We start from the raw sequence: 26,601 nt of genomic DNA, 5'->3' as shown, positions 1-26,601 counted from the left end.
CGGTCGAGCCTCCGGTACGAGGAAAGTCGCACACCTCCATGGCGGTAAACCGCAGGGGTTGAACTGCAGTCGCGCCGTCCCTGATGCGCTGTCGAGATAATTCAACGACGGCCACGACCCGCGGCCCAGCCCAGTCTGGGCGACACCCAAGCTTGTGGAGGGATCACGGTGATGTACTTCTTCGGGACCTTGGCGAGATGGGTAGGCAAAATCCGCACTTGCAGTGCGCGATGACGGTCGAAGCGTCATCTCCCCGGCTACGTGCGCTCTGTCCCTGGCCGATCCCGATTGACGAATCTAGCTGAGCCGGCCGCCCCGTCGGCCGGCTCAGCCGGGGGGCGAGGGCTCGGTGCCGCGTTGGGTCACCACTCTGGCGTTGTCATAGTGCTCGGTGTCCGGAACGATCGGTTCTCCCGGCCTGGCGGCGGGCCCACAACCGCATGCCCACGAATACGACGAAAGCAATCACGACCGAAACAATGACGATCTTCTGCACGATTCCGGCATACCCCTCTACGCGGTGCCAGTTCTCGCCGAGCTGATATCCCGCGGTGACGAACACGGTGTTCCAGATCAGACTGCCGATTGTTGTAAGTACAAGAAATTTCGCCATCCCCATTCGCTCTATTCCCGCCGGCAAGGATATGAAGCTACGAAACAGCGGGACCATGCGGCCAAGGAACACTGCCTTTGAGCCGTGCCTGGCGAACCACGCCTCCGACCGGTCAAAATCGCTGGCCGTGAGCAGCGGGATCCGCACCACCAGTGCCCGCGTGCACTCCCGCCCGATGAGTGCGCCGACCGCATAGACGATGACCGCGCCCAGGACCGAGCCGAGCGTCGTCCAGAACAGTGCGGCACCGTAGGAGAACACTCCCTGGCTGGCCGAGAACCCGGCCAGCGGCAGAACGAGTTCGCTCGGGATTGGCGGAAATAGGTTGTCGGCACCGACGACGAGGGCCGCGCCGGGGCCGCCGAGCGCGTCCATGATGTCGACCGCCCAACCGGCCAGTCCATCGAGTGGCTCGGCCTCTGCAGCCGCAGCGAACAATAAATCGGACATGCCAATCTCCTATTAGTTGGTGACGTCTCTCGTCAGGAAGGTTGCTGAGAACGTTAGGAGCTTCCCGAATGGGCGACATCGAGGAAAGCCGTCGACCTTTACAGACCTTCCTCGTGAAAGCCTTGTGGTTTACCGCAATACCCGTGGCCACAAGCTCGGCATATGCTGCTTGCGTGCTGAGGAACCATGTCGTGTACCCACCCGACCTGGCGGATCGGATTGCTGTCAGCTCACTACTTCGGAGATGGCTAATCGCCCTCGCTGGGGTTCTACTCGGTAGCGTCACCGCGATCTCTGCCCTCTTGTACATCGTGGTGGCCCTACTCGCCCTCGCGTTGGCGCGCGTCCTCGGCCGGCGGGGAGAACTACTGCGAACCGCAGTCGATGAAAGCGCCCAAGCGTTGACCGCGATCGAGATCCGGCGGATCACCCGCTTCCACGGTCAACTTCAGACGGACGTGCTGACCCCTCGCCACTGCCGCTGGTTTCTCGGAGTGCGGTGGACGATTGGACTACTCGGAATCGGCGTGGTCCTCCTTCTGACGCTCTGTCTCGTCGTAGCTGGATCGATGGTCTCGGCATGGGTCCTAGATGGCGGCTGGGGCCTGATCGAGAACTCCGACCGGGTCGACGGTCGGCTCGTTGCGGGAGCCGCGCTGCCCGGAATCCTCTTGATCTTCGTAGCGGTTGTCGGGGTGGGAGGGGTTGGATCGCTCGATCGCTGGTTCGTCATCCGAGCACTCGGAAGGCAGTCCGACCGGTTGCTGCACCAGCGGGTGGCTGAACTAACGAGTAGCCGAGATCACGTCGTCGATGCCATCAACGACGAACGCCGCCGGATCGAGCGCGACCTGCACGACGGAGTACAGCAGCAATTGGTTGCTTTAGGGATGCTCATCGGCCGGGCCCGCCGCGCCGAGAAGCCCGACAAGCTGCAAGAACTCCTTGCCCAAGCCCATGTCACATCCCAGGAGGCGATCAGCGAGCTGCGCGAGGTGGCCAACCGGGTGTACCCGATTGCGCTCGATCACGACGGTCTACACGCGGCGGTCGAGACGATGGCCCAGCGGGCGAGCGTTCCAGTCCGGATCACATACGAACTGACAGAGAGGTTGCGACCCGCCGTGGAGACGGTGGTCTATTTCGTCATCTCGGAGGCAGTGACCAACGCAGCCAAGCACGCCTTCCCTCGACTCGTCGAGGTCACCGTCACCAACCAGAGGTTCGACCGCGCGCTCGCAACCATCACCGACGACGGACCTGGTGGGGCCGATCCGGGTGGCACCGGATTATCCGGACTGGCCCGCCGCGTCGCGGCCGTGGACGGCACCCTGACCGTGCACAGCCCGGTCGGCGGCCCGACAGTCGTGACGGCGAGTGTCCCATGCGGGTGATGGTCGCCGAGGACTCGACGCTGCTGCGCGAGGGTCTGGTCCGCATGCTCATCGACGAAGGCCACGAAGTAATCGCATCCGTGGGAGACGCCGACGCGCTCCTCGGGGCCGTGGAACACGATCGTCCGGACATTGTCGTCACCGACGTCCGAATGCCTCCGGATCACAGCGACGAGGGGATGCGGGCGGCGCTGACCATTCGTGGTCGATGGCCGGAGGTAGCGGTACTCGTACTCTCCCAGCACGTCGAAAACCGGTACGCAGCTGAGCTGATTAGCGGATCCGAAGGGAAGGTCGGCTATCTGTTGAAGGACCGCGTCGCCCAGGTCGACGAGTTCTTGGACGCCTTGAACAGGGTTGCCAACGGCGGAACCGCCTTCGACCCAGAGGTTGTGCGACAGCTGTTGTCACGCACGACCCGATCGAATCCCCTCGACCGACTCACTCCGCGCGAGCACGATGTTCTCGAGCTAATGGCCCAGGGGCTCACAAACGCGCGAATATCAGCCGATCTGCACATTTCTGTGAGCTCCGCGGAGAAGCATATAAACGCAATTTTCGATAAGCTCGGTTTAGCGAACTCCTCCGGTCTGAGCAGACGCGTGGTGGCGGTGGTGACCTACCTGCGCACCTGACCGCGGCCTATTCTCGCTTTTCTGGTCCGAAGACGTCTCGGCACGAGACCGGTTGCGGGACGGGGACTGGAAGTGCGCAGAATGTGCCGAGTCATTGATCTTCGCGGCCAGTCCCCCGACACTGGGTTCACCAAGACGATCGAACTCAATCCTATTGCGCTGCAACTGCGGCGGTTCAGCACCCGGACACCGGATCGCTGGAGATTACCGGATCGCCAACGTCGCTGGCTCACCGAGCCGATGTGACTCGACCTTGCCCGAATCCCGACAGTGCTCACCACAGGCGGAAACAGTGGTGGTCGCAGACATCGCCTGCACCACCACTTTTCGCTCAGCTCACATCGGCGTACTTCCTAGGATTTGCGTCGAATCGAGGACCACACCCCTTGCAGCAGAACCAGTACCGATTGCCTTCGAAGTCACGGAAGAGGCCTTCCGCTTCTGCACGCGCCTTCTCGATCACACTGCCGGGCATGACCCGACATTCGACGAGTTCACTACTCCCAGAGTTGAGTAGGTCTTTCCCGCCGGTCGGCATCGCCGTACCGACAGTGCCTGCAGCGCCATTGGCGTCAGTCTTCGGGGTATTGCCACAGCCACAGCTGCTCATTGGGATTCCTGTTCTCTTGGGGGACGGAGGCTAGCCGGGAAGCCAGCCTCACACGTTCATCAATATACCCCCTATAGGTATATTAGATTGAGCACGAAGGTGCGTGCGGCCAGCACCTCGCCACATAAACCATTGCAGGAAAGCAAATTAGCCGTCAAATAGTCTCCGATCACCTGCATCAACAGGACACAACAACCAGAGTACCTACTAGGGGTATAGGGTAGGTCGAGGCATTGACCATCCAGGTCCGCAAGGTCTTTGACGAAGAGGCTCGATGAAGAATCGGAAAGCAATCGGCAGTAGCCGATTCGCCGTAGTTGGAGCTTTGCTGTTGGTCGGCACGCTCTGGGGGAGCTCGTTTCCCCTGGTTGCCGTGGCTGCTCCAACCTTCGGCGCCGTCGGCACGACGCATGCCCGCTTCATAGTCGCAGCGCTGGTTCTCGCACTGATAACGGCCTCCAGCAGATCGACCTGGCGCGCAGTCGGTCACCGGTTTCCCCCATTCCTACTGTTGGCAGCCCTCAACGTCGCTGGACCCCTGACGCTTGTCGCAACTGCGATCGTCGGACTCAACTCGTCGACGGCGTCGATCCTGAATGCCACGACACCGATGTTCACGGTCTTCGTCGCAGCCTTCTGGCTTCGGCAAAAGATCACGTGGCGAAAAATCTCGGGTGTTGCGATCGGCATTGCCGGTGTCTCGGTGCTCGTCGGCGGGATTCCGTCAGCGCTCGACAGTCGCGCAATGCTGGCCGTCGGCGCGTCGTTGACTGCGGCGCTGCTGTACGCCGTCGGAGGTGTCTACGCACGAAAGTCGTTCCAGGACACTCCACCAATGACACTGGCCCTCGGCCAACAACTTGCCGCGGTTGCCCTCTTGGTGCCCGTGTCCGCCGTCGCTCCCCCACCGGGGCCCATAACCGTCGGTCCACTCATCGCCGTGGCAGCCTTGGGACTGGGGGCTACCGCCGGTGGCTACCTGGTCTACTTCTGGATCATTCGTCAGGCGGGCCCAGTCGCGGCATCGGCCGTCACTCTTTTGGTGCCGATTTCGGCATCAGCGATCGGAGTGCTGTGGTTGAACGAGCCTGTCACGTTCACGCTCGTCAGCGGGCTCGTCATCATTCTTGCGGGAGTCGGCCTGCTCCTGGATCTTCCACCGGCACAAGATCCATTGGGTTCCGCCGGAACGGGTGGACAGCGCGGATGAGCGGCCAGTCAGCGGCTGATCGGGGCAGTCCAAAGACCCACCAATGCGTCGACGAGGTCGGTCGTGAAGTCCTCCCACGATGTGACCTCGTCCTGCCCCTCTTCGGCAAGCGCGCGCTCACGTTCGGCGAACATGTGCACGATCGCATTGCGTCCGATGTCCGCGCGAGCGCGTCGAACACTCATCGGCATGTCAGTGAGACAGGCTGATAGTCCGCGAAGCGTCTCCTGCAGGGTGGGCGAGGCCAGAACCTCGTCGTAGACGATTTTCCGCAGGACTGGATCGGTGAGAATCTGCGCACTGAACCGCGCGTACCAGGTCGGGCCACCCATTTCGGCATAGTAATCGGTCGACGCCCGCACCAGACACGAAATCCAGTCTCGAACGTCCTTCGACCCTTCAACCTCCCGTAGCAGTTCGCCGCGCTTCTTCTCGATCTGTCGGGAGTGCTTGTTCACGATCGCGCGGACCAGATCGGTCTTGGTGCCGAAGTGATATCCGACGGCCGCATTGTTGCCCTGACCTGCCGCTTCGCTCACCTGACGGTTCGAGACCGCAAAGACTCCGTGTTCGGCATACAGCTGCTCGGCGACGGCGAGAATGCGGTCTCGGGTTGCAGCAGAGCGCGCGGAATTTGCCGCGACGCCGGCTTCGGTCGACACATCCTCAGTCCTCGTAGTCATGGACACCATCATCCTCGACTGTCGGAAGCTGCTCGGCACCGGAGATGTTCGTCACGATCGGAGGCGCACCCTTCCGTTAAGTCAGTCACTTGATTTAAGTTTAGTTCAATCAACTGACTTAAACCACTATTCGTCTTCCTCCGATGGAGTTACAGCAATGTCGTCAAACACTTCTCCGCCACCGACAACGCCGCCACAGACAACGAAGTCGCCAGCCACCACCGCAGTGGTGGCTGTTCTGGCGTTTTCCGGCATCGTCGTCTCGCTCATGCAGACGCTGGTCATCCCGATCATCCCGCACCTGCCGGAGTACTTGAACGCTCCCGCGTCCGATACCGCGTGGGCGGTGACCGCCACCCTGCTCGCCGCTGCCGTCGCCGTCCCCACCATGGGCCGCTTGGGCGACATGTTCGGCAAACGCCGACTACTCCTGATCAGCATGGCGCTGTTGGTGACCGGTTCGGTGGTCGGAGCACTCAGCTCGAGTGTGATCCCCCTCGTTGCCGGCCGAATCCTCCAGGGTCTTGCGGCCGGCGTCATCCCGCTGGGTATCAGCGTGATGCGCGACGTACTTCCGCCCAAGAAGCTCGCCGGCGCCGTTGCGATGATGAGCGCTTCGCTGGGAGTCGGTGGCGCGCTGGGGCTTCCGATCGCGGCCCTGATCGCGGAATACGCGGACTGGCACGTTCTGTTCTGGGCGTCTGCAGTCCTCGGTGCACTTGCGGCCGGACTTGTTGTCGTCCTGGTCCCCGAATCGACGGTTCGCACGGGTGGCACGTTCGACTTCGGCGGAGCAATCTCGCTATCAGCTGCCCTCATCGCTCTACTACTTGCCATTTCCAAGGGTGGCGACTGGGGATGGACAAGCACGCTCACGCTTTCGCTGTTCGCTGCCTCGATCGTCATATTCGGATTCTGGGCATGGTGGGAACTACGCACCCCCAAGCCACTGGTGGATCTACGCGTATCCATCCGCCGCCAGGTGCTCTTCACCAACCTCGCATCCATCGTGTTCGGATTCGCGATGTTCGCCGCCAGCATGGTCTTTCCCCAAGTAGTCCAGTTGCCTGAGGTAACCGGTTACGGCCTCGGCGGTTCGATGCTCACCGCAGGTCTGGTCATGGCTCCCTCCGGCATCGTCATGATGCTCATCTCTCCTCTGTCCTCACGCATCACCAATTCGCACGGCCCCAAGGTGACGCTCATGCTCGGCGCCGTTGTGGTCGCAATCGGTTACGGCATCGGCATTTTCGCCATGCACTCCATCTGGGAACTGATCGTGATCGCAGTGATCATCGGTGCAGGTACCGGTATGGCCTACGGTGCGATGCCCGCCCTCATCATGGGGGCGGTTCCTCCGTCCGAGACCGGTGCAGCCAACAGCTTCAACACCCTGATGCGCTCCCTCGGTACATCATTCGCCAGCGCTATCGCCGGTGTCGTCATCGCCCAGATGACCATGTCCATCGGTGGGGCAACGCTGCCGTCGGAGAACGCTTTCCGCGTAGTCATGGCTCTCGCTGCCGGATCCGCCGTCATCGCACTTGTCCTGGCAGGCTTCCTCCCTCGGTTCAACAGCACCAACTCCCGCAAGGAGATTGGTAGCCCGCACACCGATACGTCCCTTACTTCCTCGAAGGAATCCGTCCCGACACGCTGAACCAGCGCCCAATACACACAGCGCAATACCCACAGCCCGGCCCCGGCGGAGTCCAACTCCGTCGGGGCCGACGCGTTTCACACATTTTGCTGTTGATACACCTGCGGACGACAGTTTCGTGACATGCTCCGTTGAGATGGGTGCTCGTTCGATACTCGGGGAAAGGATGCCGCGATCGCCGCTCCTCGTGCTGACGTCGCCCTTGCCGTCGCCGCTGCTGCCGTCCTGGGCATAGGCGTCGGTGTCCTTCTTGCCGATGTCGTCGCCGGTCTGGCTGCAGGTGCGGGTGCCGCAGTGGTATTTCGGTTTGCACTTCGGATGATCAATACCCGAAAGTGAGCCGAATTTCGATCGACATACCGAGTGTTTAGAGGTCAACACTCGACAATGTTCACCGGCACGTTGACAGCAAGGCCACCCATCGACGTTTCCTTGTATTTCGAGTTCATGTCGACACCTGTCGTCCGCATCGTCTCGATCACCTGGTCCAGGCTTACGCGGTGTGTCCCATTTCCGCGCAATGCCATTCGAGCCGCACTGATCGCTCTTCCTGCCGAGATTGCGTTGCGTTCGATGCACGGTATCTGCACCAAACCCCCTATCGGGTCACACGTCAGCCCTAGGCTGTGTTCCATCGCGATCTCTGCCGCGTTCTCCACATGTTTCGGACTGCCGCCGAGTATTTCGGCCAGACCGGCGGCAGCCATCGATGCCGCGGAGCCCACCTCACCTTGGCAACCGACTTCTGCACCGGAAATCGAGGCTCGTTCTTTGTAGAGCGAACCGATGGCGCCTGCCACTAGTAGAAATCGGATAGTCGCATTGTCCTGGTCCGCTTGACCTGCTCGGGTGTAATGCAAGGCGTAGTGCAGGACGGCTGGGATGATCCCTGCGGCACCATTGGTGGGAGCCGTCACGATTCTGCCTCCGGAGGCGTTCTCCTCGTTGACTGCCAGAGCAACCAGATTGACCCAGTCCTCAGCGAATGCGGGGTCACGCTCGCGGTCTTCCACAAGAAGGCGGTGGTACCAGTCACGAGCGCGGCGGCGCACGCCGAGATCGCCCGGGAGGTAGCCGTCTCGGCCGATTCCACGGTGCCAGCATTCGACCATGACGTCGCGTATGTGCAAAAGCCGCTCTCGAACCTCCATATCCGAGCGCAGTGTTCGTTCGTGCCCGAGCATCACGTCGCTGATCGAGAGTGAATAGCGTTCGGTGAGCTCGAGAAGCTCTTGCGCGGAACCAAACGACAAGGAATGTTGATCACGACGCGTAGACGACTCCGAATCATTCTCTGCGACAACGAAACCACCACCGACCGAGTAATAGGTCCGACTGTGGACCTCTTGGCCGCGTGCGGCGACTGCTGTGAATGTCAACGCATTGGGATGAACATCCAGAATAGTCAAGGGGCGAAGCACCATATCGTCTTCCGAGAGCGATATGTCTATCGTTCCCCCGAGGCGGATTCTGCCAGTGGAGCGTGCTTGGGTGAGCCGTGCTTCCATCTCCTTGGGCTCAATACTCTCGGGGCGACATCCCTCGAGTCCGAGGAGAATGGCAGACAGCGTTCCGTGCCCGGCGCCCGTAGCCGCAAGCGATCCATACAGATCTACCTGTATTTCAGCGACATCATCGAGAACGGCGACTGCGTCCAGGTCGTCGACAAACATACTTGCCGCTCGCATAGGTCCGACGGTATGCGAACTCGACGGCCCGATGCCGATCGAAAAGAGCTCGAACACACTGATAGTCATTCGCCTGTGAACCTGTACAAGGCAAAGATATGCCTGGCTTCGTCGCTCGTGGTCTGACTTCGACGTCTCCGCGAACTGCGCCCAACCATGGGCTGTGATATTCGGCCGGCACGGGAAGTCAGGTCATACATGGCAGTTGTCATACGTCCTCATCTCGCGTGTATCGACTCTCAGGTGAAACCCGGTCCCGACAGCTGATCCAAACCGGTTGGGTCTTCGAAAGGATTGTCCGACGCCCCTCATAGCGTCGGACAATCCTCCATCGGCAATCGGTTCAGGCGGCCAATCGCGCACCACTGCTCGGATGGAACAGGTGTACCTCGGCGTTGTTTCGCACGCCTACCCGCACTGTTTGCCCCAGTTTCGGCGGAGTGCGCCCGTCCACTCGCACGTTCACCCGTTGTGTCCCAGTCGAACCGGAAACGGTGCCGTAGACGTATGCGTCCGCACCCAATTCCTCAACTAGCTCGACTGTGAGTTCGAACCCCTCGTCGGCAACGCCAACGAGGTGCAGTGTTTCCGGACGAATTCCGAATGTCACTTCGCTGAGCCCAGACGACGCTGACCGTGCGATCGGCACGACAAGATCACCGAGCTGAACGCCACCCCCGGCTACGGCCAGGGTCGCGAGATTCATGCCGGGCGAGCCTATGAATGCGGCAACGAAGGCATTGGACGGACGTTCGTAGAGCTCTCGCGGGCTGGCAACCTGTTGCAGGATACCGTCTTTGAGTACCGCGACCCGATGTCCCATGGTCATTGCCTCGACCTGATCGTGAGTGACGTAGACAGTGGTGGTGCCGAGTCGCTGTTGCAGCGCAGCGATGTTGGCGCGGGTTTCGACGCGAAGTTTCGCATCGAGGTTGGACAGTGGTTCGTCCATCAAGAACACAGAAGGATCTCGAACGATAGCTCGCCCCATGGCAACTCGTTGACGTTGACCACCTGAAAGGGCTTTCGGCTTGCGATCGAGGTACGGGCTGAGATCGAGCAGGCGTGCAGCTTCGGCAACCTTTTCCTTCACCACGTCCTTGGGCTCGCCGCGCAATTTGAGCGCGAATCCCATGTTGTCAGCGACCGTCATGTGTGGGTACAGCGCGTACGACTGGAACACCATGGCGATGTCACGGTCCTTCGGTGCAACCATTGTCACATCACGATCCCCGATGGAGATTCCGCCTTCGTCGATGTCCTCCAGGCCCGCCAACATTCGCAGGGCCGTGGTCTTGCCCGACCCGGACGGGCCTACCAGCACCAGAAATTCGCCGTCCGTGATCTCGAGGTTCAGCTGATCTACTGCGGCGATCTCGGTACCCGGGTATCGACGAGTAGCGCTGTCGTAGCTCACTGTGGCCATGTCATGCCCTTCCTGAAATGACGACCGGCTCGTCGCCGCGCGCGTGGACGATCTGGGTGAGAGTTGAGAGTTCGTCGTAGATACGCCATTCCGTCGTAATCTTGCCGTCGCGGAAGAGGAACTGTGACGATCCAAGTACCTGCACTGGCGAGCCTGTCGGCCGTCCGTACGCAGGCACCCCTGTGTACGTTCCCGTGAGCCACCACACAACCGCAACGCGGAGACCACCGTGGTGCTCGGAGTAGTTCGCGGCGATGTCCCGGACGTGGATACGTGCATCCGGGAACGGAGCGAGCATGTCGATGATCGACGACTGGAAATTGGCCTGCCTGCTGAGTGTGCGGTTGCGGGTGGTGTGGCACAGCACATCTCGCGGGACGTATTGCCCGATCCGATCGAAGTTGCGCTGATTCCATACCTCCTCGATCATTTCGAGGACGAAATCGCATTCGCCCCGGAACAGATCCGGGCGTGGGCCGGAGTCTCCGCCGGTGAGGACGTCCACCGAGCCGGAAAGCGTCGCCGACCCGGTGAATTCACTGAACGCGAGGTCCCGAGCTACCGCCGCCGGATCGAGACCCAGATCGCTAATCACTGCGAATTCGTCGCGCACCACCCATTCTTCTTCCATCACTCCGCGCCGGTACAGGCAGTTCGCGATCGTTTTGGCAGAGTATCGCCGTCCTGAGGGCGGACCATAGGTGGACAGCGAGGTATCGGTGCCACTGCTGAAGATCCGATGAGAACTCAAAAACGCGTCGTCACCGCGTGCTTCCCAGACGACGTCTTCTGCCTGCCCGACGCGATCGGGGAAGCCGCTGATCTTGGTCAGCGTGCTCCGAACGACAGGTTCGACGCCGATCCCGGTGCCGTAGGCGCCGTGCACTATCGAATCGGGTGCGTAGTTTTCTCGAATCAGGCCGACTCCGCGCTCCACCCAAATTCGGTCCGTCCACTCGACGATGAACTCTTCCGGGTCTGCGTATGGTTTGTAGGCAATTTCGTTCAGCACTGCTTTGGCCTGTTCGGTCTGATCAGGGTTCATCAATTCGCTTCCTTGGTAGTGTTTTTCGCTGGCCATCAGTCGAGCTTCTTGATTTCGTCTGCAGCTGATTCGAGAGTGCTCTGCACGTCCGCACCGTTCGCCATTTCATTGACGGCGACTGCCAGAATGTCCATGATTCGGGGCCAATCCAGATTCATCGGGATCGCGCGAGCGGACTGAAGTACTTCGTACTGGATCTCCGGCAAATCCTTGTTGGCCGCGTTGACTTCCGGATCGAGCATGTTCGAATTGTGAACGGTGATTCCGGTAGTAGTGGCGGGGTCATCTTTATCCAGGGCCACAGCGCGCTCGGTAGATGCGCTGGTCATCCACTTGACGTATTCCCAAGCAGCTCCCTGATTCTTCGACGTGTTGAGCACTCCCGTCAACCAGGTGTAGGCGTAACTCGACGGAGTCTTGCCAGCGAAAGCCGGCAGCGCCGCTACGCCTACATTGCCCTCGAGTTCCGGTGCAGCCTTGCTTGTGTTCGTGAAGTCATCGAGATGCCACGACCAGGACATGACGGTGGCAGCATTTCCTTTGAGGAAGGCCGTTGTCGCATCGGTTTCACCCCAGTTCGTGGACGCCGGTGGCGTATATCCCTGGCGGACCGATTCGATGTACTTCTCCGTGGTGGACACGGCTTGCGACGAAGTGAAGGTCGGATTGCCGTCCCCGTCGAACAGTTCCGCCCCGTTGCTCCACAGCATCGTCAACCACGTGTACAGATTCTGTCCACTGTTACGGCTGAACTGCCCGGCCAACGGATACTTGTCGGTCTTGCTCTTGATGAGCGCGAGCTGCTGGTAATACTCGTCCCAGGTTTTCGGCGCTTCGAGACCAAGCTGATCGTAGATATCTTTGCGGTAGAACAAGTTATACGAGAAACCACGCAGGGGAAGGCCCATCGTCTGCCCATCGGTTCCTGCAGCGGCGGCTTCCCTGAAGGGACCTGAGAAGTCGTCGAGTGTGATTCCGTCCTTCGCCATTACCTCGTCCAGCGGCTGCACACCTACCTTCAGGGACGGACCCCAGGCATCCGGCCAGATCAGCATGTCGTACGTGCCCCCGCCGATTGCGCTTTCGGCGACAATCTTCTGCAGGAAGGTTGCGTAAGGAACATTCGACGATTCGACCGTGATTCCAGTGAGTTCGGTGAATTCGGCGGTGCGTGCCTTCAGCGAGGCGAACTGAGGGGAAGAAGCACAACATGTCAGGAATCGAATGGTGGTGCCGTCGTAAGGTTTTCCCTCCAAGAGTCCGAACTCATCGACCGAGCCATCTTTTACCTGCGACATGAAATCCTCGGTGGTCGGCCCGGAGCCACAGGCAGAGACGATCACCGCGAGTGTCAGGGCGATAGCGGCCGGAATCAGTCTTCGACCACGGCGACTGAACATTGATCTCATTTCACTGCTCCTAGCGTCATACCCTGCGCAAAGTGCTTCCGAACCAAAGTTGCGAGAACAATCATCGGGACCATGACAAGCAAGCCGGCAGCGGCCATCGGGCCCCACTGGATCCCTTCTGGTCGTTCGAGCGAGATCAATGACACCGGCAGAGTGATCGCGTCGGTGCGCGCCAAGAACGTAGGAAAGAGAAATTCGTTCCAGGACAACAGAAAAGCGAAGACGACACCAACGAATATTCCCGGTGCAGCGAGCGGTGTGATCACTCGCCACAAGAGTCTGAGCTGACCGCAACCATCCAAACGAGCTGCCTCCTCCACCTCAATGGGAAGCCCATCGACGAAACCCTTCAACAACCAGGTGTTGTAAGGAACGACAATGGCGAGGTTGGCGACGATCAGAGCCAGTTTCGTATCGAGCAACCCCAAGTCACGGAACATAGTCAGGAAGGGAAGCGCGATCGCGACACCGGGAATGAATTGGGTGATGACGATGGCCAACAGAATCGGCTTGTTACCAGGGAAACGATAGCGGGAGAACCCGTATGCGGCCAACAAGGCAAGCGGAACCGAGAGCACCGTCGTCACGACTGCAATGACAATGCTGTTGTACATCGGGTGGACGAGATTGTTTGCCCCGAAAAGAATCTCGCGGAAACTGGCAAGAGAGGGGCGGAAGATGATCGAGGTGCTGAAGACCTCGCGTTCCGGCTTGAACGCGGTCAAGGCCAGCCAGAGAATAGGGAACATCACGAAAAAGAGAATTGCCAACGTCGTCAATGTTCGCAGGACGTCGAAAACACGTTGAGTCGTGCTCTTCGGCCGACGACGTCGCTTGGTCGTGGACGATCGAGAGAGCGTGTTCGCGCGTTCAAGAATGTCAGTCATTTCGAATCCTGCCTTCCCATGAGCATCAGGTACACAGCGGCAAGTGCACCGAGAACGACGACGAGAATCCAGGACACTGCCGATGCGTAGCCGATGTCCAGAAAGGTGAAACCTTGTGAATAGGCGAAGAAATTGAGCGTCTCGGTAGCTCGACCTGGACCGCCGCCTGTGGTGGTAACCACCTGATCGAACATCTTGACCGAGAACACCGCCTTGAGAAACACCACGATCAAAATCAGAGGCCGCAGCAGTGGGAAACTGATCTTCCAGAACTCTTGCCAGGCATTGGTTCCGTCAACTCGCGCGGCATCGCGAATCTCGGGTGAAATCGAACCCAGCCCACCGAGGAACATCAGGGCAATCAGCGGCGCCCATCCCCAGATCTCACTGCCCGCGATCACCATCAGCGCCCAGAACGGATCACCTAACCAGTTGATCGAATCCGTGAACGGTGCAACGGCTTTGATCATCTTGTCGTATACGCCGTAGTCGGGGTTGAACATGAAGCGCCACGAGTATCCCTTCAAAGCCGGTGCAACGGCGAACGGAAGGATGAGCAGTGCCTTGGTCATCCCCGACAGCCATGTCGTGCGGTTGAGCACCAGCGCGATGGCAAGACCCAAACCTACCGAGGCGACCACCGATACGATCGTGAATATCAGCGTCACCCATACGGAATTGTGAAAATTACTGTCAGACAGCGCCTTCGCGTACTGATCCAGTCCGACGAACTGTTGCGGTTCACGGGTCTCGTTGACCCGCCAGTGCCGAAAGCTGTTGATCAGCGCTACCGCAAGAGGATAGAACGTCGTCAGGGCCACTGCGATCAAGGCCGGAGCGAGGTGCGCGTACGGGACGCCGAGTCGACGCCATGCCGAGTGGCGATTCACCGGCCTTCCCGTTTTGCGGTCGATCGTCACGGTGCTCATTTCTGCGCTCGAATTCCGAGGGGACAGGATCGGTCACTGTCCCCTGATTCGGAGTGGGCCGGGGGGACTCGGGTGGTCACTCGGAACTCCTTCTTAGAAGGTGTGGGCTGGGACGAGAGGCGATCACCGAATGTAACGCAGCTCTCAATGAGTTCAGAGTGTATGCGTATGTATAGCTTCAGAACAAGGGCCGAAGCAATGAAATTTCGCTCAGCGACACAGCCCTGACCCACTCAGGACGGAACCAACTTGCTCGACTTACTGGGGATAGAGGCAATTATCGAGCGTTGCGCGGTCGAAACTTCAGCTACGACTAGGTGATGTGACCCAACCAACGAACAGCACTGGGATATACGTATGCACGTACGCTTCAGAAAGTCGGCGCTCCGAGAGTCGAACGCTCGATCAAATGCGGCTCCAGCACGACCCTCCGCGGCGAGCTGTCGACCCCACCACGAAGCCGCTCAACTAACAACTGAGCGGCGGCAGCTGCCATCTTGTCGAGGTCGTGGCCGATAGTCGTAAGCCGAAATACTTCCCAGGCCGCCATGGGAATGTCATCGAAACCGATCAGGCTTACTTCGTCGGGAATCCGAACACCCTTGGCCAGTGCGGCGTTGACAGCTCCAATGGCCACCACATCGTTTCCGCAGAACACGGCCGTGGGCGGCTCCGGTAGAGCCAAGAGTTCTGTCATCGCTTGATAGCCCGTTTTGAATTCGAAAGGACCATGCCGCGTGAGATCGGGGACAAGCCCGATACCAGCATCCGCCAGCGCCAACCGAAAGCCCATTTCACGATCACGACCAGTGCTGGTTTCGAGAGGACCGAAGATGCCGGCTATCCGCCGGTGCCCTAGGGCAGTGAGCTTGGTTGCCGCTATGCGCCCGCCCAACTGATTGTCAACCACAGCAGCATCGCCCAACCCCTGGCCGCTCTCCCGATTGAGGAACACGAATGGAATCCGACGACGATTGAGTTCGGTAGGCAGTTCGGAGCCCACATTACTGGTCAGCAACACCAGTCCGTCCACCGAACCATCCACTAGCTGCTCGATGGAAATCTGGCTGTCCGAGCGCTCGGTGAAGACCATCATCCGATAGCCATGCTTCTCGAGGGTGTCATGCAATGGTCCGATCAAATGCGGATAGAACGGATTTGTCAGATCACTGACCACGATCCCCACACGCTTGGTTGTACGCGTCACGAGACTGCGTCCCGCCTCGCTTGGTACGTAGCCGAGCGCTGCGACCGCACTTTCCACCCGCATCCGGGTTTCTGTTGCAACCCGTGGGTCTCCACGAAGAGCTCGGGAGACCGTCGGCTGCGACACCCCGGCCAGTCGTGCAACATCGCGACTGGTGATCGCCATTGCTTCCTCATTCCTCAACCACTCGGCAGAGCCGAGAATCCGCACTATGTATACGGATCATAGGCGGTCAACTGACACACACGGACCCGATGTCGGGCTGCATGCGTTTCAATCGAAAAGAAGTTCTCCGAACAGGGACGATGTCGAGAAATTGCCGTAATTTCCCAGAAAAGCGACCCAGGGCATTGACACAACAACCCATCGTCGGCCTACTATGCATACGTATAAATGCGTAGCTTCCAATCGCGCCGAATCATCAGCACGACGGTCGGAAGCCTCCTATCCACGACAGTCCCACGAAGCCAATTGAGAGGTCCCATGTCGTCCGACGTAACTGTCACCACCGAGGAACTGGCCCGGCGCACCATCCGCCAGAATGACTTCGTCTCCTGTAACCAAGCGTTCATCGATTGCCGCACTCCCGGTTCGGACCAGAAGAAGAACTACTCCATGATCGGCCGAGGGGTCACCCAGAGTTCCGGCCAGGTTGTGAATCTCCGTGAACCTCATGGCTTTCAAATCGGTGGCGCGGCCATGCCCAACGGCGTGACCAACAATCTGCACCTGCATTTCACCGCCGAGGTGTTTCTCTGCTTCCGCGGAGAGTATTTACTCCGATGGGGCGCCGACGGCACAGAGGGCGAAACACTGCTTCGCGAAGGCGACATTGCATCGATCCCGACCTGGATATTCCGCGGATTCACCAATGTCGGACCCGACGACGGAATCCTCTTCACGGCCCTCGGCATGGACAACACCGGCGGTATCATCTGGGGCCCAACTGTTCTCGAAGAGGCAAAGGGACACGGACTGTATCTCAGTGCCGAAAATACGTTGATCGACACCATCGCCGGTGACGAGCTCCGCGAGGACACACCATTGATGGAGCCGATCAGCGCCGAACAGATTGCCGGCCTGCGCAGCTTCAGTGTCGAGAAAATGGCTTCCCGGATCGCGACCGCAGAAAACATAGAGTGGTCCGATCGAGCACTGTTGGACTCTCGGATCGCCGGCGGCGGTGCGGAACTCGGTCTTGTCATCGGCTTCGGAATGACCGAGGATCTTGATCAGGAACCTCGAATCTACAACCCACACGGCCACAACATCGCTTGGCTGAGAGCACGACCGCAACAAGGTATTTCACTGCATCGCCACAATGAGAACCAGGTGCTGATGGTGAAAGACGGTCGATGGGAAGTGACCGTCAATCGTGGCCCGGACTCCCGCACCGTGACCCTCGAATCCTGGGACATACTCTCCATCCCCCGTGGCGCGTTCCGATCCATCCGTAACGTCGGAGAATCGACGGGGTTGATGTTAGTGGTCAACAGCGGCGACGGTCGAGTACGTCTGGAATGGGACGAGGAAGTGGTCAAGGCCGCAGCAGATGCCGGGGACGCCCTGGACCACAATGGCTACGTGGCACCATACGCATTGGTCCCACGCAAACTTGGAACCTGAATTGAAAACTCTGCCAGTCGTTCTCGTCCCGGGAATGCTCTGCGACGCTGACCTCTGGACAGAGATCAGGTCTGGACTGGATGCGCACACCGTCATCCCGTCGATCGATGCCACGACAATCGGCGCAATGGCTGAGCAGGTCCTCGCCTCCGCCGAAGGACCGTTTGTCCTCACTGGGTTGAGCCTCGGAGCGATCGTCGGGTTCGAGGTACTCCGAATTGCACCCGAGCGGGTGACAGGGTTCTGCGCCTTGTCGACCAATGCCGGAGCACCGACAATCATTCAGCATCGGACCTGGAACCGCATGGCAGCTCAATGCACCAGCGGCGACTTCGAGCAAATCGTGCGCGACATCCTGCCGACGATGTTCGCCGACGAAACACCCCTACCGAGCTTGGCCGACAGATTCACCGCCATGGCTGCACGGGTCGGCCCGGTCGTTCTACAGCGGCAACTTGCCGCTCAATGCACGCGTGTTGACGCATTACCCGAATTGCGAAATGTCACTTGCCCCACTCTGGTTGTCTCAGCAACGCGGGACCACCTGTGTCCCGACTATTTTCACCGAGACATTGCCGACGCTGTCCCCCGCTCACGCCTCGAACACCTACACGGAGCCGGCCATCTCAGCCCCTGGGAGCAGCCGGCAGAAATCGCTCGAATGATCAATAGCTGGCTTCCCGCCACCTCTGAATCCATCACCCAGGAGTAGACATGCCCCAAGTTCTGAAGAACCCCGTCCCCGCCGAGTCCGTACGACGCGATCGAACAGAAGTAAGCGAGCGAGTGTCCTCGATCCTCGACGACATCCGGACCAACGGCGATGCAGCCGTGCGCAAATGGTCCACGGAGTTCGACAAGTGGAGCCCAGAGTCTTTCCGCCTGTCGGCAGCGCGCATCGAAGAGATCATCGCGGGTGTTCCTGACCAGGTCATCGAGGACATCAAGTTCGTTCAGCACCAAGTGCGTACATTTGCACAGCATCAGCGAGACTCACTGACTGATTTCGAGATCGAGACTCTTCCCGGAGTTCATCTCGGCCAGAGGCACATTCCGATCAACCGCATCGGCGCATATGTCCCGGGTGGACGCTACCCACTGACTGCTTCCGCACATATGACCATTGTGACGGCGAAGGTCGCGGGCGTACCCAGCGTCGCCGCCTGCACACCACCTATCCGCGGCGAGATACCCGCCGCTACTGTCGCAGCGATGCATCTCGCCGGAGCCGACGAAATCTATCTACTCGGTGGTGTCCAGGCGATCGGCGCGCTTGCCTGTGGAACCGAAACAGTCAACCGCGTCGATCTTCTGGCAGGTCCAGGCAATGCCTATGTAGCTGAAGCCAAACGTCAACTCTTCGGCGAGGTCGGGATCGACCTCTTTGCAGGGCCCACCGAGATCCTGATCATTGCGGACGAATACGCCGATCCGTTCGTCGTTGCGGTCGACCTGCTCTCACAAGCCGAGCACGGTCCGGACTCCCCCGCAGTCTTGATCACCACCTCGGAAGAACTGGGGCGCAAAGTCATGAAGCACATCGACGACATTCTTCCGGACATGCCTACCAAAGACTTCGCCGAACCTGCATGGCGCAACCACGGTGAAGTAATCGTCGTTGATTCACTTGTCGACGCTTACGCACTCGCGGATTCCTACGCGAGCGAACACGTAGAGGTCCTCACCGAGAATCCTCGCGAAGCCTTGGCGACGATGAGCAACTACGGTGGTCTCTTCCTCGGCGAAGGTACTTGCGTCTCTTACGGCGACAAGGTGATCGGCACGAACCATGTTCTCCCTACTCGTGGTTCAGCGCGATACACAGGTGGCCTCTGGGTTGGCAAGTACCTCAAGACGGTGACGTACTCCGAAGTGACCGACAAGGCGTCCAGCGCACAGTTAGGTGAGGTTTGCGGGCGCGCATCGCGCGTAGAACTGTTCGAGGGTCACGCTCGCTCAGGTGACGTTCGCGCCGCCAAATACGGGTCTGCGGAACTGGGCTGGAGCAACCACCGCACGGCCGGCAGTTCCCGGTGAACCAGTACGTCAGTGGCCGTACGGCGCTGGTCACTGGAGGCGGTAGTGGCCTCGGGGCGGCCATTACGGCCGAACTGGTGAAGAACGGTGCACGAGTGATCGTCGTAGGCCGCAGCCGCCACAAACTCGACTTGGTCGCCGCGGCCAACGGAGAAGCCGTTCGGGTCGAGACATGCGATGTTGCACAAGCGTTTTCTGCCGATGAACTCGCGGAAAAGCTCGCCGATGAGGACGTATCGATCCTGATCAACAACGCCGGCGTACCGGGTCCAGTCGCTCCGTTGACTGGAATTGCCACCTACGATTGGGACGACGTATTCGCTGTCAACGTGCGCGGCGTATTTCTCATGTGCCGCGCCTTCCTGCCTGGAATGATCGAAGCCGGGCGAGGGGACATCATCAACATCGCCTCCGTCTCGGGGAAACGTCCACTCACAGGCAGAACCCCGTACTGCGCGTCGAAAATGGCAGTAATCGGTTTGACCACCACCCTCGCAACCGAAGTCGGCCCTTTGGGCGTAAACGTCAACTCACTCTCTCCGGGGCCGGTGGACAGTGCGAGGATGCACCGCAACTTCACCCTTGAAGCCGCCCGGACAGGCGGAACCTACGAGGAAGCAGAACGGGCGTTCGTATCTCGGTCAGCTCTCGGCCGAATGGTCAGCGAGGAGGAGGTAGCGACAGCCGTCACTGCGATGCTCTCAATGCCGGGCCTATGCGCAGCCGATATAGATCTCTCCGCCGGAATGGTGGCCCGATGAGGGCGAAATTGCGCTCTGGCGAGCAGCTTCTCGGTGTCCTGGTCCGGATGCCCTCGGAGGAGCTGGTCGAAATGGCCGGGGTCGCCGGTATGGATTACGTGTTCATCGACTGTGAACACGGCCCCGCGGATCTAATTGCCTTGAGACAGCACGTCACTGCAGCAGAACTGCACGGCATGGATGTTCTGGTGCGCGTCGGGCAAAACGAGCCGGCGCTGATCCAGCGGGTTCTCGACCACGGCGCAACGGGAATTGTCGTACCGCACGTCGACAGCGCGGAACAGGCTCGCGCGGTGGTTCAGCAAGCCCGGTACGCCCCGGTCGGCGACCGAGGCTTCGCCACGTATGGGCGGGCCGGACGTTTCGGTCAGGTATCAGCTCGCGAACACTTGCAGGCAGATGCCGACCGAACCGTGGTAGTCGTGATGATCGAGTCCCACACCGGCTGCGCCAACGCCGAAGAGATAATGGCAGTTCCTGGGATCGACGGCGTTATGGGTGGCCCCGCCGATCTCGCGTTGTCGTTCGGTGTCGACGGTCCGTCCGATATCCGCGTATTACAAGCACTGTCCACCTTGCACAATCAAGCCGCGACCGCAGACCAGAAGCGAATGGAGATCGTTTCAAGTGCGGAACAGGCACGGCACTCATTCGCAGCGGGGGCACATCTCGTTGTCGTCAACCTGACTCATGTGCTGATGAAGACTTTCGACGAGCTGGTCAGTGTTGGCAGAAGCTCGCCTTAACTCCGCGCCGATCCGCGCAGCAACCGAAGAATTCTCCTCCTCCGCATTGGCGATCCCGTTCGGACTGCGGATATGGGCACCAACTGGCGAGATCAGTCGGTGCCCATATATCAGTTACGGTCTACTGCAGGACCCGTATCGCCGAACCCGGGAGGATTCCGCTCGACGGCGGGTAGATCGACGTTGCGCCGTTGAAGAACATGTGAGCGGGAGTCGTAGACACCGGAAGCAGGTCGATGTCGTTGAACAATGCCCGCTCACTTTCCTCCCAGACCTTGCAGGACTCGTCACCGGGCAGAAGCGAAGCCTGAGTAGACAATTCGATGTACTTCTTGTTGTCGAGCGAAGCGAAGTTCACTCCTTCGGGCTTCGGCGGGCCAGTGAAATACTTGGCAAAGATACTCGGTGTGTCACTGCCCAGCGTCAAACCGATGGAGACATCCCACGACGACAGGTCAGTGGTGCTGAACGTGTTGGCAATGACGAAGCTGTAATCGCCGCCGGTCAGTTTAACCTTGGCGCCCAGCCCTTCCCATTGTGTCGCTACGTATTCCGCGGCGGCAGAGTTCGTATCGCGTGCATTGTTGAAAATCACGTTGAGGGTAAGCGGTCGCCCGTCCTTTGTCAGGACACCGTCGGGACCCGCCTTCCAACCTGCGTCGGACAGCGTTTTCGTTGCTGCATCGACGTCGAAATCGGGGATCGTCCCTTCGACACTGTTGTAGTCGCAGGCAAGGGGTTCCGAAACCGCGAGGGCGCGTGCGCGGGTTCCTTTACCGCCGGTGGTGATCTCGGTGTAGTCGTCCAGGTCTACTGCCTGCACGAGGGCCTGCCGTACAGCACGGTCTGCCGTGGGTAGGGCCGCGAAATGATTGAAGATGAACTCGCCGGACAACGTGGTGTAGGTCTTCGAATCCAGACCCGCGGCCAAGACTCGTTCCTCGTCCGAACCGGTGACCGCTGCGGCATTCACTCCGCCGGTGAGAACAAGATTCGCCGTCGTACTGGGATCGGTGACAATCTTGATCGTCACGGTCTTCGGCACCCCGAGAGTGTCGGACGTGGTCTCGCCGTTCGGACTCCAGGTGTAACCGTCGCGGCGTTCCATCGTGATGTGATCGTTGGGAACAACCTCGGTGACCTTGAACAGGCCCGTTCCGTTACTACTCGAACGGATGCTGGCCGGGTCTTCGAGCGTCGCAGCACACGGAAGCCGCAACGCGCCGATTCGAGAGAGCAGGAAGGGCGCTGGCTCGGCGGTAGTCACCGTTAGTTCGTCACCGTCCGCTGAGGCCGAAGTTGACATCGGCACAGTGGATCCGCGTAGCGGTGAGGCGTTTTCAGGATCCATGACCCAGTTGATGTCATCGGCCGCGGTCTGTGCGGTAAAGGATGTGCCGTCGGCACAAGTGATGCCCTTCTTGAGCACGAACTTCAGCGTGTTCCCTTCTTCACTCCAGCTCTCCGCCAGATAGGGACGCACAGTGCGTGTTTGCGCGTCGATGTCGATCAACGAATCGTACGAGTACGCGTTCACGATCTGAGTCGACGTAAGGTTGGTGATCAGAGGGTGCAGATTTCCGGGATCGGCGTTGATGACAGTCGTGAAACTGCCGTCCTTTGCATACTCACCGACTGAACCTTCGGGACTGGATGCGCTGCCACACCCGGCCAGGGTGAAAACGCCAACGCTGATAACTGCTGTCGCGGAGACAGAACGGGCTTTCATACGAGCCGCCATCTACTAGGAGTTGCCATGGCGACAATCGTGCGGGACTGACGTGGTCTGTATCTCGTTGAAGTTCCCCATACAGTCGGCCGTACTCTGTTCGATTGTCACTATCGGCCGGGCGAGCGCAGAGGCTAGGTGCGACGCTGCCGTTGACGGTGATTCGCGACGTTGATTCGGTTGCCGCACAACGCCGGCATGCAGTATCGGCGTCGCCCTCCCCTGCTCGTATCGACAAAAACCCCGTTGCACGTCGGCGATGCGCACGGGCGGAATCGTTCGTACCCCAATGTGCGCAGAGTCCCCAGCAACGAGTAGCCGATCAACAACGTGAGTTCGCCCGCGAGATCGATTGTGTTGTCCAGTACTGCATTCCACCGATAGTCGTTCTGGGAATCCAGCGTGAGTCGAACGTGATGCGGGACGGCCTGCAGGAGTTGATGAGTGCGATCGACTAGTTCGCCGGCAGTCGGAGCATCGAGAACCGAACGAATTTCCTCTCTGAGCCCCTGAACGTCCGCAAGTTCACCGCTGGTCGGCCGGCGCCCGTTGCGGAGTGCGTCCGGCGAGAGTCCGTGTTCACTCAGTAGATCCTGAAGCGTCTGGGAGTCCGGCAACGCGTCACCGGCCTCCACCCACACTCGGGGTGAGGTGTTGACCAGGTCCGTCGCAAACGACGCACCGGATACGTAATCGTCTAAAACTACTTGCATCCCTTACCTCCCTGCCTTACCGTAATTGAATAACCTAACTTTACACCTTACGGAGGCGGCGGGATGAAACACTGCGCAGACCACGGACTGTCCGAGATACTCCTCGACACCCACAACCGATTGCGCCGCGCCGGCACCGTAGCGTCGGGGACACCCGTCGTTGCAGCCGATCTCTACTGGTCGATCGGAGCGCTCGCCCAATGCCTGATCGCGATGGACGAGGTCATTTCACAACTGGGAATCAACGCCCGAAAGCAGTTGCGGGCCGGAAAGTTCGATGTCGAGAGCGGACCGTTCGAAGGACAACCCGACGCTGCCCTGCTCACCGCAGTTCTTGCGCTCGCCCGAGCATCGAGCAGTTGTGAACCAGTTCAGACGGCAATCGGCAATGCCCAGATCGCGGTGAGCGATCTCGTCGTCTCAAGGCCCACCAGCGCTTGACGCCCGCGCTCGCAGCCTGCCCCAATAGAGACTGTATGGTTGGTTTTCAGAAGCCATCGAGAGCATCGACCAGCAGGAACCGGGTTATCACTGTGAGTGCAGGAACATCGACAATCTACGAGGACCGAACCGTCCGGATCGACGAAAAGGGCGTAACGATCCGCCACTACTACTTCCCGTTTGTCAGTAAGTTCGTCCCGTACTCGCAGATCGAATCCGTCGACCTCGGGGTCATGTCGTGGCTGAGCGGACGCCTACGAATCTGGGGAACAACAGATTTCAGCTCGTGGTACAGCCTGGATCTTTCACGTCCGTGGAAGGAGACTGCGGTGGTACTCACCCTCACCGGCCGTGGAGCACCCTCGTTCAGTCCCAAAGACGCAGACCGAGTCGACGCCGAAATCCGCAGTCGCATCGGATCGCACGCCGCGAACTGACTAGCGGAACTCGGATTCGACGGTAACGATCTCCCTCCAATCGGTTCGATCGAACAATCGCGCCAGCGCTGTGAACAGAACTTCCGGATCGATGACACTCTCAGGTGAGTGCACACCGACCCGATCCGAAATCGTTCCGTCGGCCAGCCGGGATACAACCTGAGCAAGGCCCAGCGCCAAAGGGATTCCAGTCGCACGGGCCATGTCCGACAGCAACTCCGACACCGGTGAATCATCTGCAATCCGGGCCACGACTCGCATCGCTCTTCCGTCGAATGTTCCTGTCGCCGAGGCGAAGAACAACGGCAGGGATCCGTGGCCGGCACGCGTGAGCATTCGAGGTGTAGCGCGGATCATCCGCCGGAGCGAGGGCTTGCCCAATTCTTCAGCGGCCGCGTCGAGATCGATTATCCCCTTGTCGATATCCGCACGGAGGACGTCGAGAAACGCCACAGTTTCCGGTGTGATCACCATGAGATCAGCCGAATGGCCTGAGGGACTGAAGGTCCGATGAAACATCACCGGCTCCGGATGCCCGACCACGTAGGCGTTTCCGCGGCGTCCGCCGGGCAGTTCCAGTGCGATGGAACGCAGCGGTGCTTCTGTGACGATCCGTCCCTCACGAACCACCGGAACCTTGCCGCTGATCTGCTGCATCCAATGAACGGCAGCGGCACTGACGGCATTTACCGACTCGTCCTCGCCCTCGACATCAACCGGCCAGGCTGTGTACAGGTCGTCAATCACGTCCAATCGCGAGACTGCCATCGCGGCCAGGAGGTTACTCATCCCGGGACTTGCGCCCATGCCGACTACCGCACAGATTCCGGCTTCCCTGGCGGCACAGTCCAATTCCAGCATGTCGACGGCCGGCTCCCAGTCGTCGCAGATGTCGAGATAGTGAGTCCCGGTCTCGATCGCTGCCTGGAGAATACCGACGCCGAAACGGAAGAACGGGCCGACCGTATTGACGACCACGTCTGCGCCGTCAAGCAATTCGCGTAGCGAGCGACTGTCCGTGACGTCGATACTGCGGGAGTCGACTTCCGCTGATGCCTGAGCCAGTTCAACTGAAAGTCGCTCCGCAGCGTCTACATCGCGATCGGCAACTACGACTGTGCCGATTCCCGGCAATGCTGCAGCCAGACGAACTGCGACCGACCCCATGGCGCCGGCACCACCCAGAGCAACGACTGTGATTCCGTCAGCCATGAATTCCCTCCAAAAATGCACTCTGATCTGCTAGATACCCGGGGGCGAAGATAGAACGGGGAGCAAGGACGGCCACCAGAGCGGACCTCACTTCCGAGTCTTCGAGATCCTTGTCCACGATCGAATGCGTAGCGTCGGGGTATTTCTCGACCACCAATTGCCCTGGTGTGTCGAGTAATTCGCGATACACCCTTTCGGTGTCTGCCACGTCGACGTTGACGTCTTGTCCGCCGACAATCAAGAGCACCGGAACCTTCACGGTTTCGAGATCGGCTCGCGCATCCGAGAGGTAGTTCTTTCGGATGAAGTTCCACCGGTCCTCGGTGAGACCGTCGGCCTCGCCGGAGGCCACCAGATCATCAAACGATGCATCACGTGCCAACTGATCCAAGTTCTTCGCGCGGTCGACCCGCGCTTTCTCGAACTCTTCGGCCGACGCATTCCTCTCGGAAAGCTCTGCACGGGTATTGAATTCACCTTGTTGGAGCCAGTTGATCGCCGGGCCCACGGCAATGACGAATGCGACGTCCGGGTCGAGGTTCACCACCTTGGGCATCACCCACCCTGCCTGGCTGGCACCCCACAGACCGATCCGAGAGCGATCGATATCCGAACGCCCCCGCGCCCACTCGATTGCCGCTTCCGTCTCCGCCGCCCGGTCGTCCATGCTCTGATCGAGCCAATTGCCCGGCGCCCCGTTGACCCCCGGCTTGTCCCAGGAGAGTGACGCGTACCCAGCCTGTGCAAACGCCTCCCAGACCGGCCGGTAGAACGTCTCGTGTGTTGCATCGACGGGTCCGTCTCCGTGGACGAAAACTACGAGCCCGAAGGGACCGTCACCGTGCTCGGGCAGTGCAAGGACGCCCTGGAGTGGCACCGATCCCCCGGTGATCGTCACTTTTTCCTCACGGATGTCATAGGTGTTCTGGTACAGCGTCCAGCCCACAAGTCCAACGATCAGGACAACGACCACCGCCAGGGAAGTAGCCACCCACCTGCGCAAACGAGGGTTACTCTTCCCTTCGCTCATCGATTTCACTGCCATCTTCCCGC

24 protein-coding genes are annotated in these 26,601 nt (G+C 59.8%); 11 read left to right on the top strand and 13 right to left on the bottom strand.

Translation table 11 applies throughout. The features are described 5' to 3' along the window. Positions 1-379: 379 nt before the first annotated feature. Positions 380-1,063 (bottom strand): DedA family protein, encoded by a 684-nt coding sequence (locus tag ACFT1A_RS18075; RefSeq protein ID WP_378448087.1) that lies wholly within the window; start codon positions 1,061-1,063, stop codon positions 380-382. A gap of 173 nt (positions 1,064-1,236) precedes the next feature. Here ACFT1A_RS18075 and ACFT1A_RS18070 point away from each other — a divergent pair, with 173 nt between their 5' ends. From ACFT1A_RS18070 to ACFT1A_RS18060, 3 genes are all read left to right on the top strand, one after another. Continuing rightward, positions 1,237-2,457, top strand: a complete 1,221-nt coding sequence (locus ACFT1A_RS18070) for a sensor histidine kinase (protein WP_378448086.1) — start codon at positions 1,237-1,239, stop codon at positions 2,455-2,457. Further along, a complete protein-coding gene (locus ACFT1A_RS18065) occupies positions 2,448-3,092 on the top strand; it encodes a response regulator (RefSeq protein ID WP_378448085.1) in 645 nt (214 codons plus the stop codon). The genes ACFT1A_RS18070 and ACFT1A_RS18065 overlap by 10 nt, the downstream gene beginning before the upstream one ends. Before the next feature lie 884 nt (positions 3,093-3,976). Beyond that, positions 3,977-4,912 carry a DMT family transporter gene (locus tag ACFT1A_RS18060; protein WP_378448084.1) on the top strand — a complete coding sequence of 312 codons (936 nt, stop codon included), beginning with the start codon at positions 3,977-3,979 and terminating at the stop codon, positions 4,910-4,912. Between the two features lie 8 nt (positions 4,913-4,920). Here the strand turns inward: ACFT1A_RS18060 and ACFT1A_RS18055 are convergent, their stop codons facing one another. Next, complete coding sequence (locus ACFT1A_RS18055; RefSeq protein WP_378448083.1) at positions 4,921-5,595, bottom strand: TetR/AcrR family transcriptional regulator; 675 nt, start codon at positions 5,593-5,595, stop codon at positions 4,921-4,923. A gap of 157 nt (positions 5,596-5,752) precedes the next feature. On the opposite strand from ACFT1A_RS18055, the gene ACFT1A_RS18050 reads away from it, so the two are divergent. Then, positions 5,753-7,255 (top strand): MFS transporter, encoded by a 1,503-nt coding sequence (locus ACFT1A_RS18050; protein WP_378448082.1) that lies wholly within the window; start codon positions 5,753-5,755, stop codon positions 7,253-7,255. 374 nt (positions 7,256-7,629) lie between these two features. On the opposite strand, the gene ACFT1A_RS18045 is transcribed toward ACFT1A_RS18050, so the two are convergent. From ACFT1A_RS18045 to ACFT1A_RS18015, 7 genes are all read right to left on the bottom strand, one after another. Next, on the bottom strand, positions 7,630-9,012 hold the full coding sequence (locus tag ACFT1A_RS18045; RefSeq protein WP_378448081.1) for an L-serine ammonia-lyase: 1,383 nt from the start codon (positions 9,010-9,012) through the stop codon (positions 7,630-7,632). Between the two features lie 274 nt (positions 9,013-9,286). After that, positions 9,287-10,369: an ABC transporter ATP-binding protein gene (locus ACFT1A_RS18040; protein ID WP_378448080.1), complete on the bottom strand. Its 1,083-nt coding sequence runs from the start codon at positions 10,367-10,369 to the stop codon at positions 9,287-9,289. A 1-nt stretch (position 10,370) separates the two neighbouring features. Next, positions 10,371-11,450 carry an ester cyclase gene (locus ACFT1A_RS18035; RefSeq protein WP_378448079.1) on the bottom strand — a complete coding sequence of 360 codons (1,080 nt, stop codon included), beginning with the start codon at positions 11,448-11,450 and terminating at the stop codon, positions 10,371-10,373. Continuing rightward, on the bottom strand, positions 11,450-12,823 hold the full coding sequence (locus tag ACFT1A_RS18030; RefSeq protein WP_378448078.1) for an ABC transporter substrate-binding protein: 1,374 nt from the start codon (positions 12,821-12,823) through the stop codon (positions 11,450-11,452). Before ACFT1A_RS18030 ends, ACFT1A_RS18035 begins: the two co-directional genes overlap by 1 nt. Continuing rightward, positions 12,820-13,710 (bottom strand): carbohydrate ABC transporter permease, encoded by an 891-nt coding sequence (locus ACFT1A_RS18025; RefSeq protein WP_378448077.1) that lies wholly within the window; start codon positions 13,708-13,710, stop codon positions 12,820-12,822. The genes ACFT1A_RS18030 and ACFT1A_RS18025 overlap by 4 nt, the downstream gene beginning before the upstream one ends. After that, positions 13,707-14,639, bottom strand: a complete 933-nt coding sequence (locus ACFT1A_RS18020) for a carbohydrate ABC transporter permease (protein ID WP_378448076.1) — start codon at positions 14,637-14,639, stop codon at positions 13,707-13,709. The genes ACFT1A_RS18025 and ACFT1A_RS18020 overlap by 4 nt, the downstream gene beginning before the upstream one ends. Before the next feature lie 370 nt (positions 14,640-15,009). Beyond that, positions 15,010-16,011: a LacI family DNA-binding transcriptional regulator gene (locus ACFT1A_RS18015; protein ID WP_378448075.1), complete on the bottom strand. Its 1,002-nt coding sequence runs from the start codon at positions 16,009-16,011 to the stop codon at positions 15,010-15,012. A 318-nt stretch (positions 16,012-16,329) separates the two neighbouring features. Between ACFT1A_RS18015 and ACFT1A_RS18010 the strand changes: the two genes are divergently transcribed. Genes ACFT1A_RS18010 through ACFT1A_RS17990 form a run of 5 tightly spaced genes read left to right on the top strand, consistent with a single transcriptional unit; the run spans position 16,330 to position 21,016 of the window. Next, positions 16,330-17,472, top strand: coding sequence for a hypothetical protein (locus ACFT1A_RS18010; protein ID WP_378448074.1), 1,143 nt, complete (start codon positions 16,330-16,332; stop codon positions 17,470-17,472). Between the two features lies 1 nt (position 17,473). After that, positions 17,474-18,184, top strand: coding sequence for an alpha/beta fold hydrolase (locus ACFT1A_RS18005; protein ID WP_378448073.1), 711 nt, complete (start codon positions 17,474-17,476; stop codon positions 18,182-18,184). 2 nt (positions 18,185-18,186) lie between these two features. Next, positions 18,187-19,509, top strand: coding sequence for a histidinol dehydrogenase (hisD, locus tag ACFT1A_RS18000; RefSeq protein ID WP_378448072.1), 1,323 nt, complete (start codon positions 18,187-18,189; stop codon positions 19,507-19,509). Further along, entirely contained in the window at positions 19,506-20,270 is a 765-nt protein-coding gene (locus ACFT1A_RS17995; RefSeq protein ID WP_378448071.1) for an SDR family NAD(P)-dependent oxidoreductase, read from the top strand. The genes hisD and ACFT1A_RS17995 overlap by 4 nt, the downstream gene beginning before the upstream one ends. Next, positions 20,267-21,016: an HpcH/HpaI aldolase/citrate lyase family protein gene (locus ACFT1A_RS17990; protein ID WP_378448070.1), complete on the top strand. Its 750-nt coding sequence runs from the start codon at positions 20,267-20,269 to the stop codon at positions 21,014-21,016. Before ACFT1A_RS17995 ends, ACFT1A_RS17990 begins: the two co-directional genes overlap by 4 nt. Positions 21,017-21,137: 121 nt before the next feature. Here the strand turns inward: ACFT1A_RS17990 and ACFT1A_RS17985 are convergent, their stop codons facing one another. Together ACFT1A_RS17985 and ACFT1A_RS17980 are read right to left on the bottom strand one after the other, a co-directional pair. Further along, on the bottom strand, positions 21,138-22,745 hold the full coding sequence (locus ACFT1A_RS17985; RefSeq protein WP_378448069.1) for an ABC transporter substrate-binding protein: 1,608 nt from the start codon (positions 22,743-22,745) through the stop codon (positions 21,138-21,140). A 134-nt stretch (positions 22,746-22,879) separates the two neighbouring features. Further along, positions 22,880-23,458, bottom strand: a complete 579-nt coding sequence (locus tag ACFT1A_RS17980) for a CGNR zinc finger domain-containing protein (protein ID WP_378448068.1) — start codon at positions 23,456-23,458, stop codon at positions 22,880-22,882. Between the two features lie 63 nt (positions 23,459-23,521). Between ACFT1A_RS17980 and ACFT1A_RS17975 the strand changes: the two genes are divergently transcribed. After that, entirely contained in the window at positions 23,522-23,899 is a 378-nt protein-coding gene (locus ACFT1A_RS17975; RefSeq protein WP_378448067.1) for a hypothetical protein, read from the top strand. Positions 23,900-23,991: 92 nt separating this feature from the next. After that, entirely contained in the window at positions 23,992-24,336 is a 345-nt protein-coding gene (locus ACFT1A_RS17970; RefSeq protein ID WP_378448066.1) for a hypothetical protein, read from the top strand. On the opposite strand, the gene ACFT1A_RS17965 is transcribed toward ACFT1A_RS17970, so the two are convergent. Both ACFT1A_RS17965 and ACFT1A_RS17960 read right to left on the bottom strand, forming a co-directional pair. Further along, positions 24,337-25,548, bottom strand: a complete 1,212-nt coding sequence (locus ACFT1A_RS17965; RefSeq protein ID WP_378448065.1) for a saccharopine dehydrogenase family protein — start codon at positions 25,546-25,548, stop codon at positions 24,337-24,339. It lies immediately after the preceding gene. Further along, the gene (locus tag ACFT1A_RS17960) at positions 25,541-26,539 is read right to left on the bottom strand and encodes an alpha/beta hydrolase family protein (RefSeq protein ID WP_378448064.1); all 999 of its coding nucleotides are present in this window, start codon (positions 26,537-26,539) and stop codon (positions 25,541-25,543) included. Before ACFT1A_RS17960 ends, ACFT1A_RS17965 begins: the two co-directional genes overlap by 8 nt. Positions 26,540-26,601: the final 62 nt, after the last annotated feature.

Origin of the sequence: Rhodococcus sp. NPDC057135 (genome assembly GCF_042670865.1) — a bacterium.
Classification (GTDB): domain Bacteria; phylum Actinomycetota; class Actinomycetes; order Mycobacteriales; family Mycobacteriaceae; genus Rhodococcus_F.
The sequence above is the reverse complement of the archived record's forward strand: the minus strand, read 5'-3'. Positions and strand labels throughout refer to the sequence as shown.

Excerpts from the sequence above, each read along its gene's own strand:
- ACFT1A_RS18075 (WP_378448087.1), bottom strand. The coding sequence starts at position 1,063 with ATGTCCGATTTATTGTTCGCTGCGGCTGCAGAGGCCGAGCCACTCGAT.
- ACFT1A_RS18065 (WP_378448085.1), top strand. The coding sequence starts at position 2,448 with ATGCGGGTGATGGTCGCCGAGGACTCGACGCTGCTGCGCGAGGGTCTG.
- ACFT1A_RS18060 (WP_378448084.1), top strand. The coding sequence starts at position 3,977 with ATGAAGAATCGGAAAGCAATCGGCAGTAGCCGATTCGCCGTAGTTGGA.
- ACFT1A_RS18055 (WP_378448083.1), bottom strand. The coding sequence starts at position 5,595 with ATGACTACGAGGACTGAGGATGTGTCGACCGAAGCCGGCGTCGCGGCA.
- ACFT1A_RS18050 (WP_378448082.1), top strand. The coding sequence starts at position 5,753 with ATGTCGTCAAACACTTCTCCGCCACCGACAACGCCGCCACAGACAACG.
- ACFT1A_RS18045 (WP_378448081.1), bottom strand. The coding sequence starts at position 9,012 with ATGACTATCAGTGTGTTCGAGCTCTTTTCGATCGGCATCGGGCCGTCG.
- ACFT1A_RS18040 (WP_378448080.1), bottom strand. The coding sequence starts at position 10,369 with ATGGCCACAGTGAGCTACGACAGCGCTACTCGTCGATACCCGGGTACC.
- ACFT1A_RS18035 (WP_378448079.1), bottom strand. The coding sequence starts at position 11,450 with ATGGCCAGCGAAAAACACTACCAAGGAAGCGAATTGATGAACCCTGAT.
- ACFT1A_RS18030 (WP_378448078.1), bottom strand. The coding sequence starts at position 12,823 with ATGAGATCAATGTTCAGTCGCCGTGGTCGAAGACTGATTCCGGCCGCT.
- ACFT1A_RS18025 (WP_378448077.1), bottom strand. The coding sequence starts at position 13,710 with ATGACTGACATTCTTGAACGCGCGAACACGCTCTCTCGATCGTCCACG.
- ACFT1A_RS18020 (WP_378448076.1), bottom strand. The coding sequence starts at position 14,639 with ATGAGCACCGTGACGATCGACCGCAAAACGGGAAGGCCGGTGAATCGC.
- ACFT1A_RS18015 (WP_378448075.1), bottom strand. The coding sequence starts at position 16,011 with ATGGCGATCACCAGTCGCGATGTTGCACGACTGGCCGGGGTGTCGCAG.
- ACFT1A_RS18010 (WP_378448074.1), top strand. The coding sequence starts at position 16,330 with ATGTCGTCCGACGTAACTGTCACCACCGAGGAACTGGCCCGGCGCACC.
- hisD (WP_378448072.1), top strand. The coding sequence starts at position 18,187 with ATGCCCCAAGTTCTGAAGAACCCCGTCCCCGCCGAGTCCGTACGACGC.
- ACFT1A_RS17990 (WP_378448070.1), top strand. The coding sequence starts at position 20,267 with ATGAGGGCGAAATTGCGCTCTGGCGAGCAGCTTCTCGGTGTCCTGGTC.
- ACFT1A_RS17985 (WP_378448069.1), bottom strand. The coding sequence starts at position 22,745 with ATGAAAGCCCGTTCTGTCTCCGCGACAGCAGTTATCAGCGTTGGCGTT.
- ACFT1A_RS17980 (WP_378448068.1), bottom strand. The coding sequence starts at position 23,458 with ATGCAAGTAGTTTTAGACGATTACGTATCCGGTGCGTCGTTTGCGACG.
- ACFT1A_RS17975 (WP_378448067.1), top strand. The coding sequence starts at position 23,522 with ATGAAACACTGCGCAGACCACGGACTGTCCGAGATACTCCTCGACACC.
- ACFT1A_RS17965 (WP_378448065.1), bottom strand. The coding sequence starts at position 25,548 with ATGGCTGACGGAATCACAGTCGTTGCTCTGGGTGGTGCCGGCGCCATG.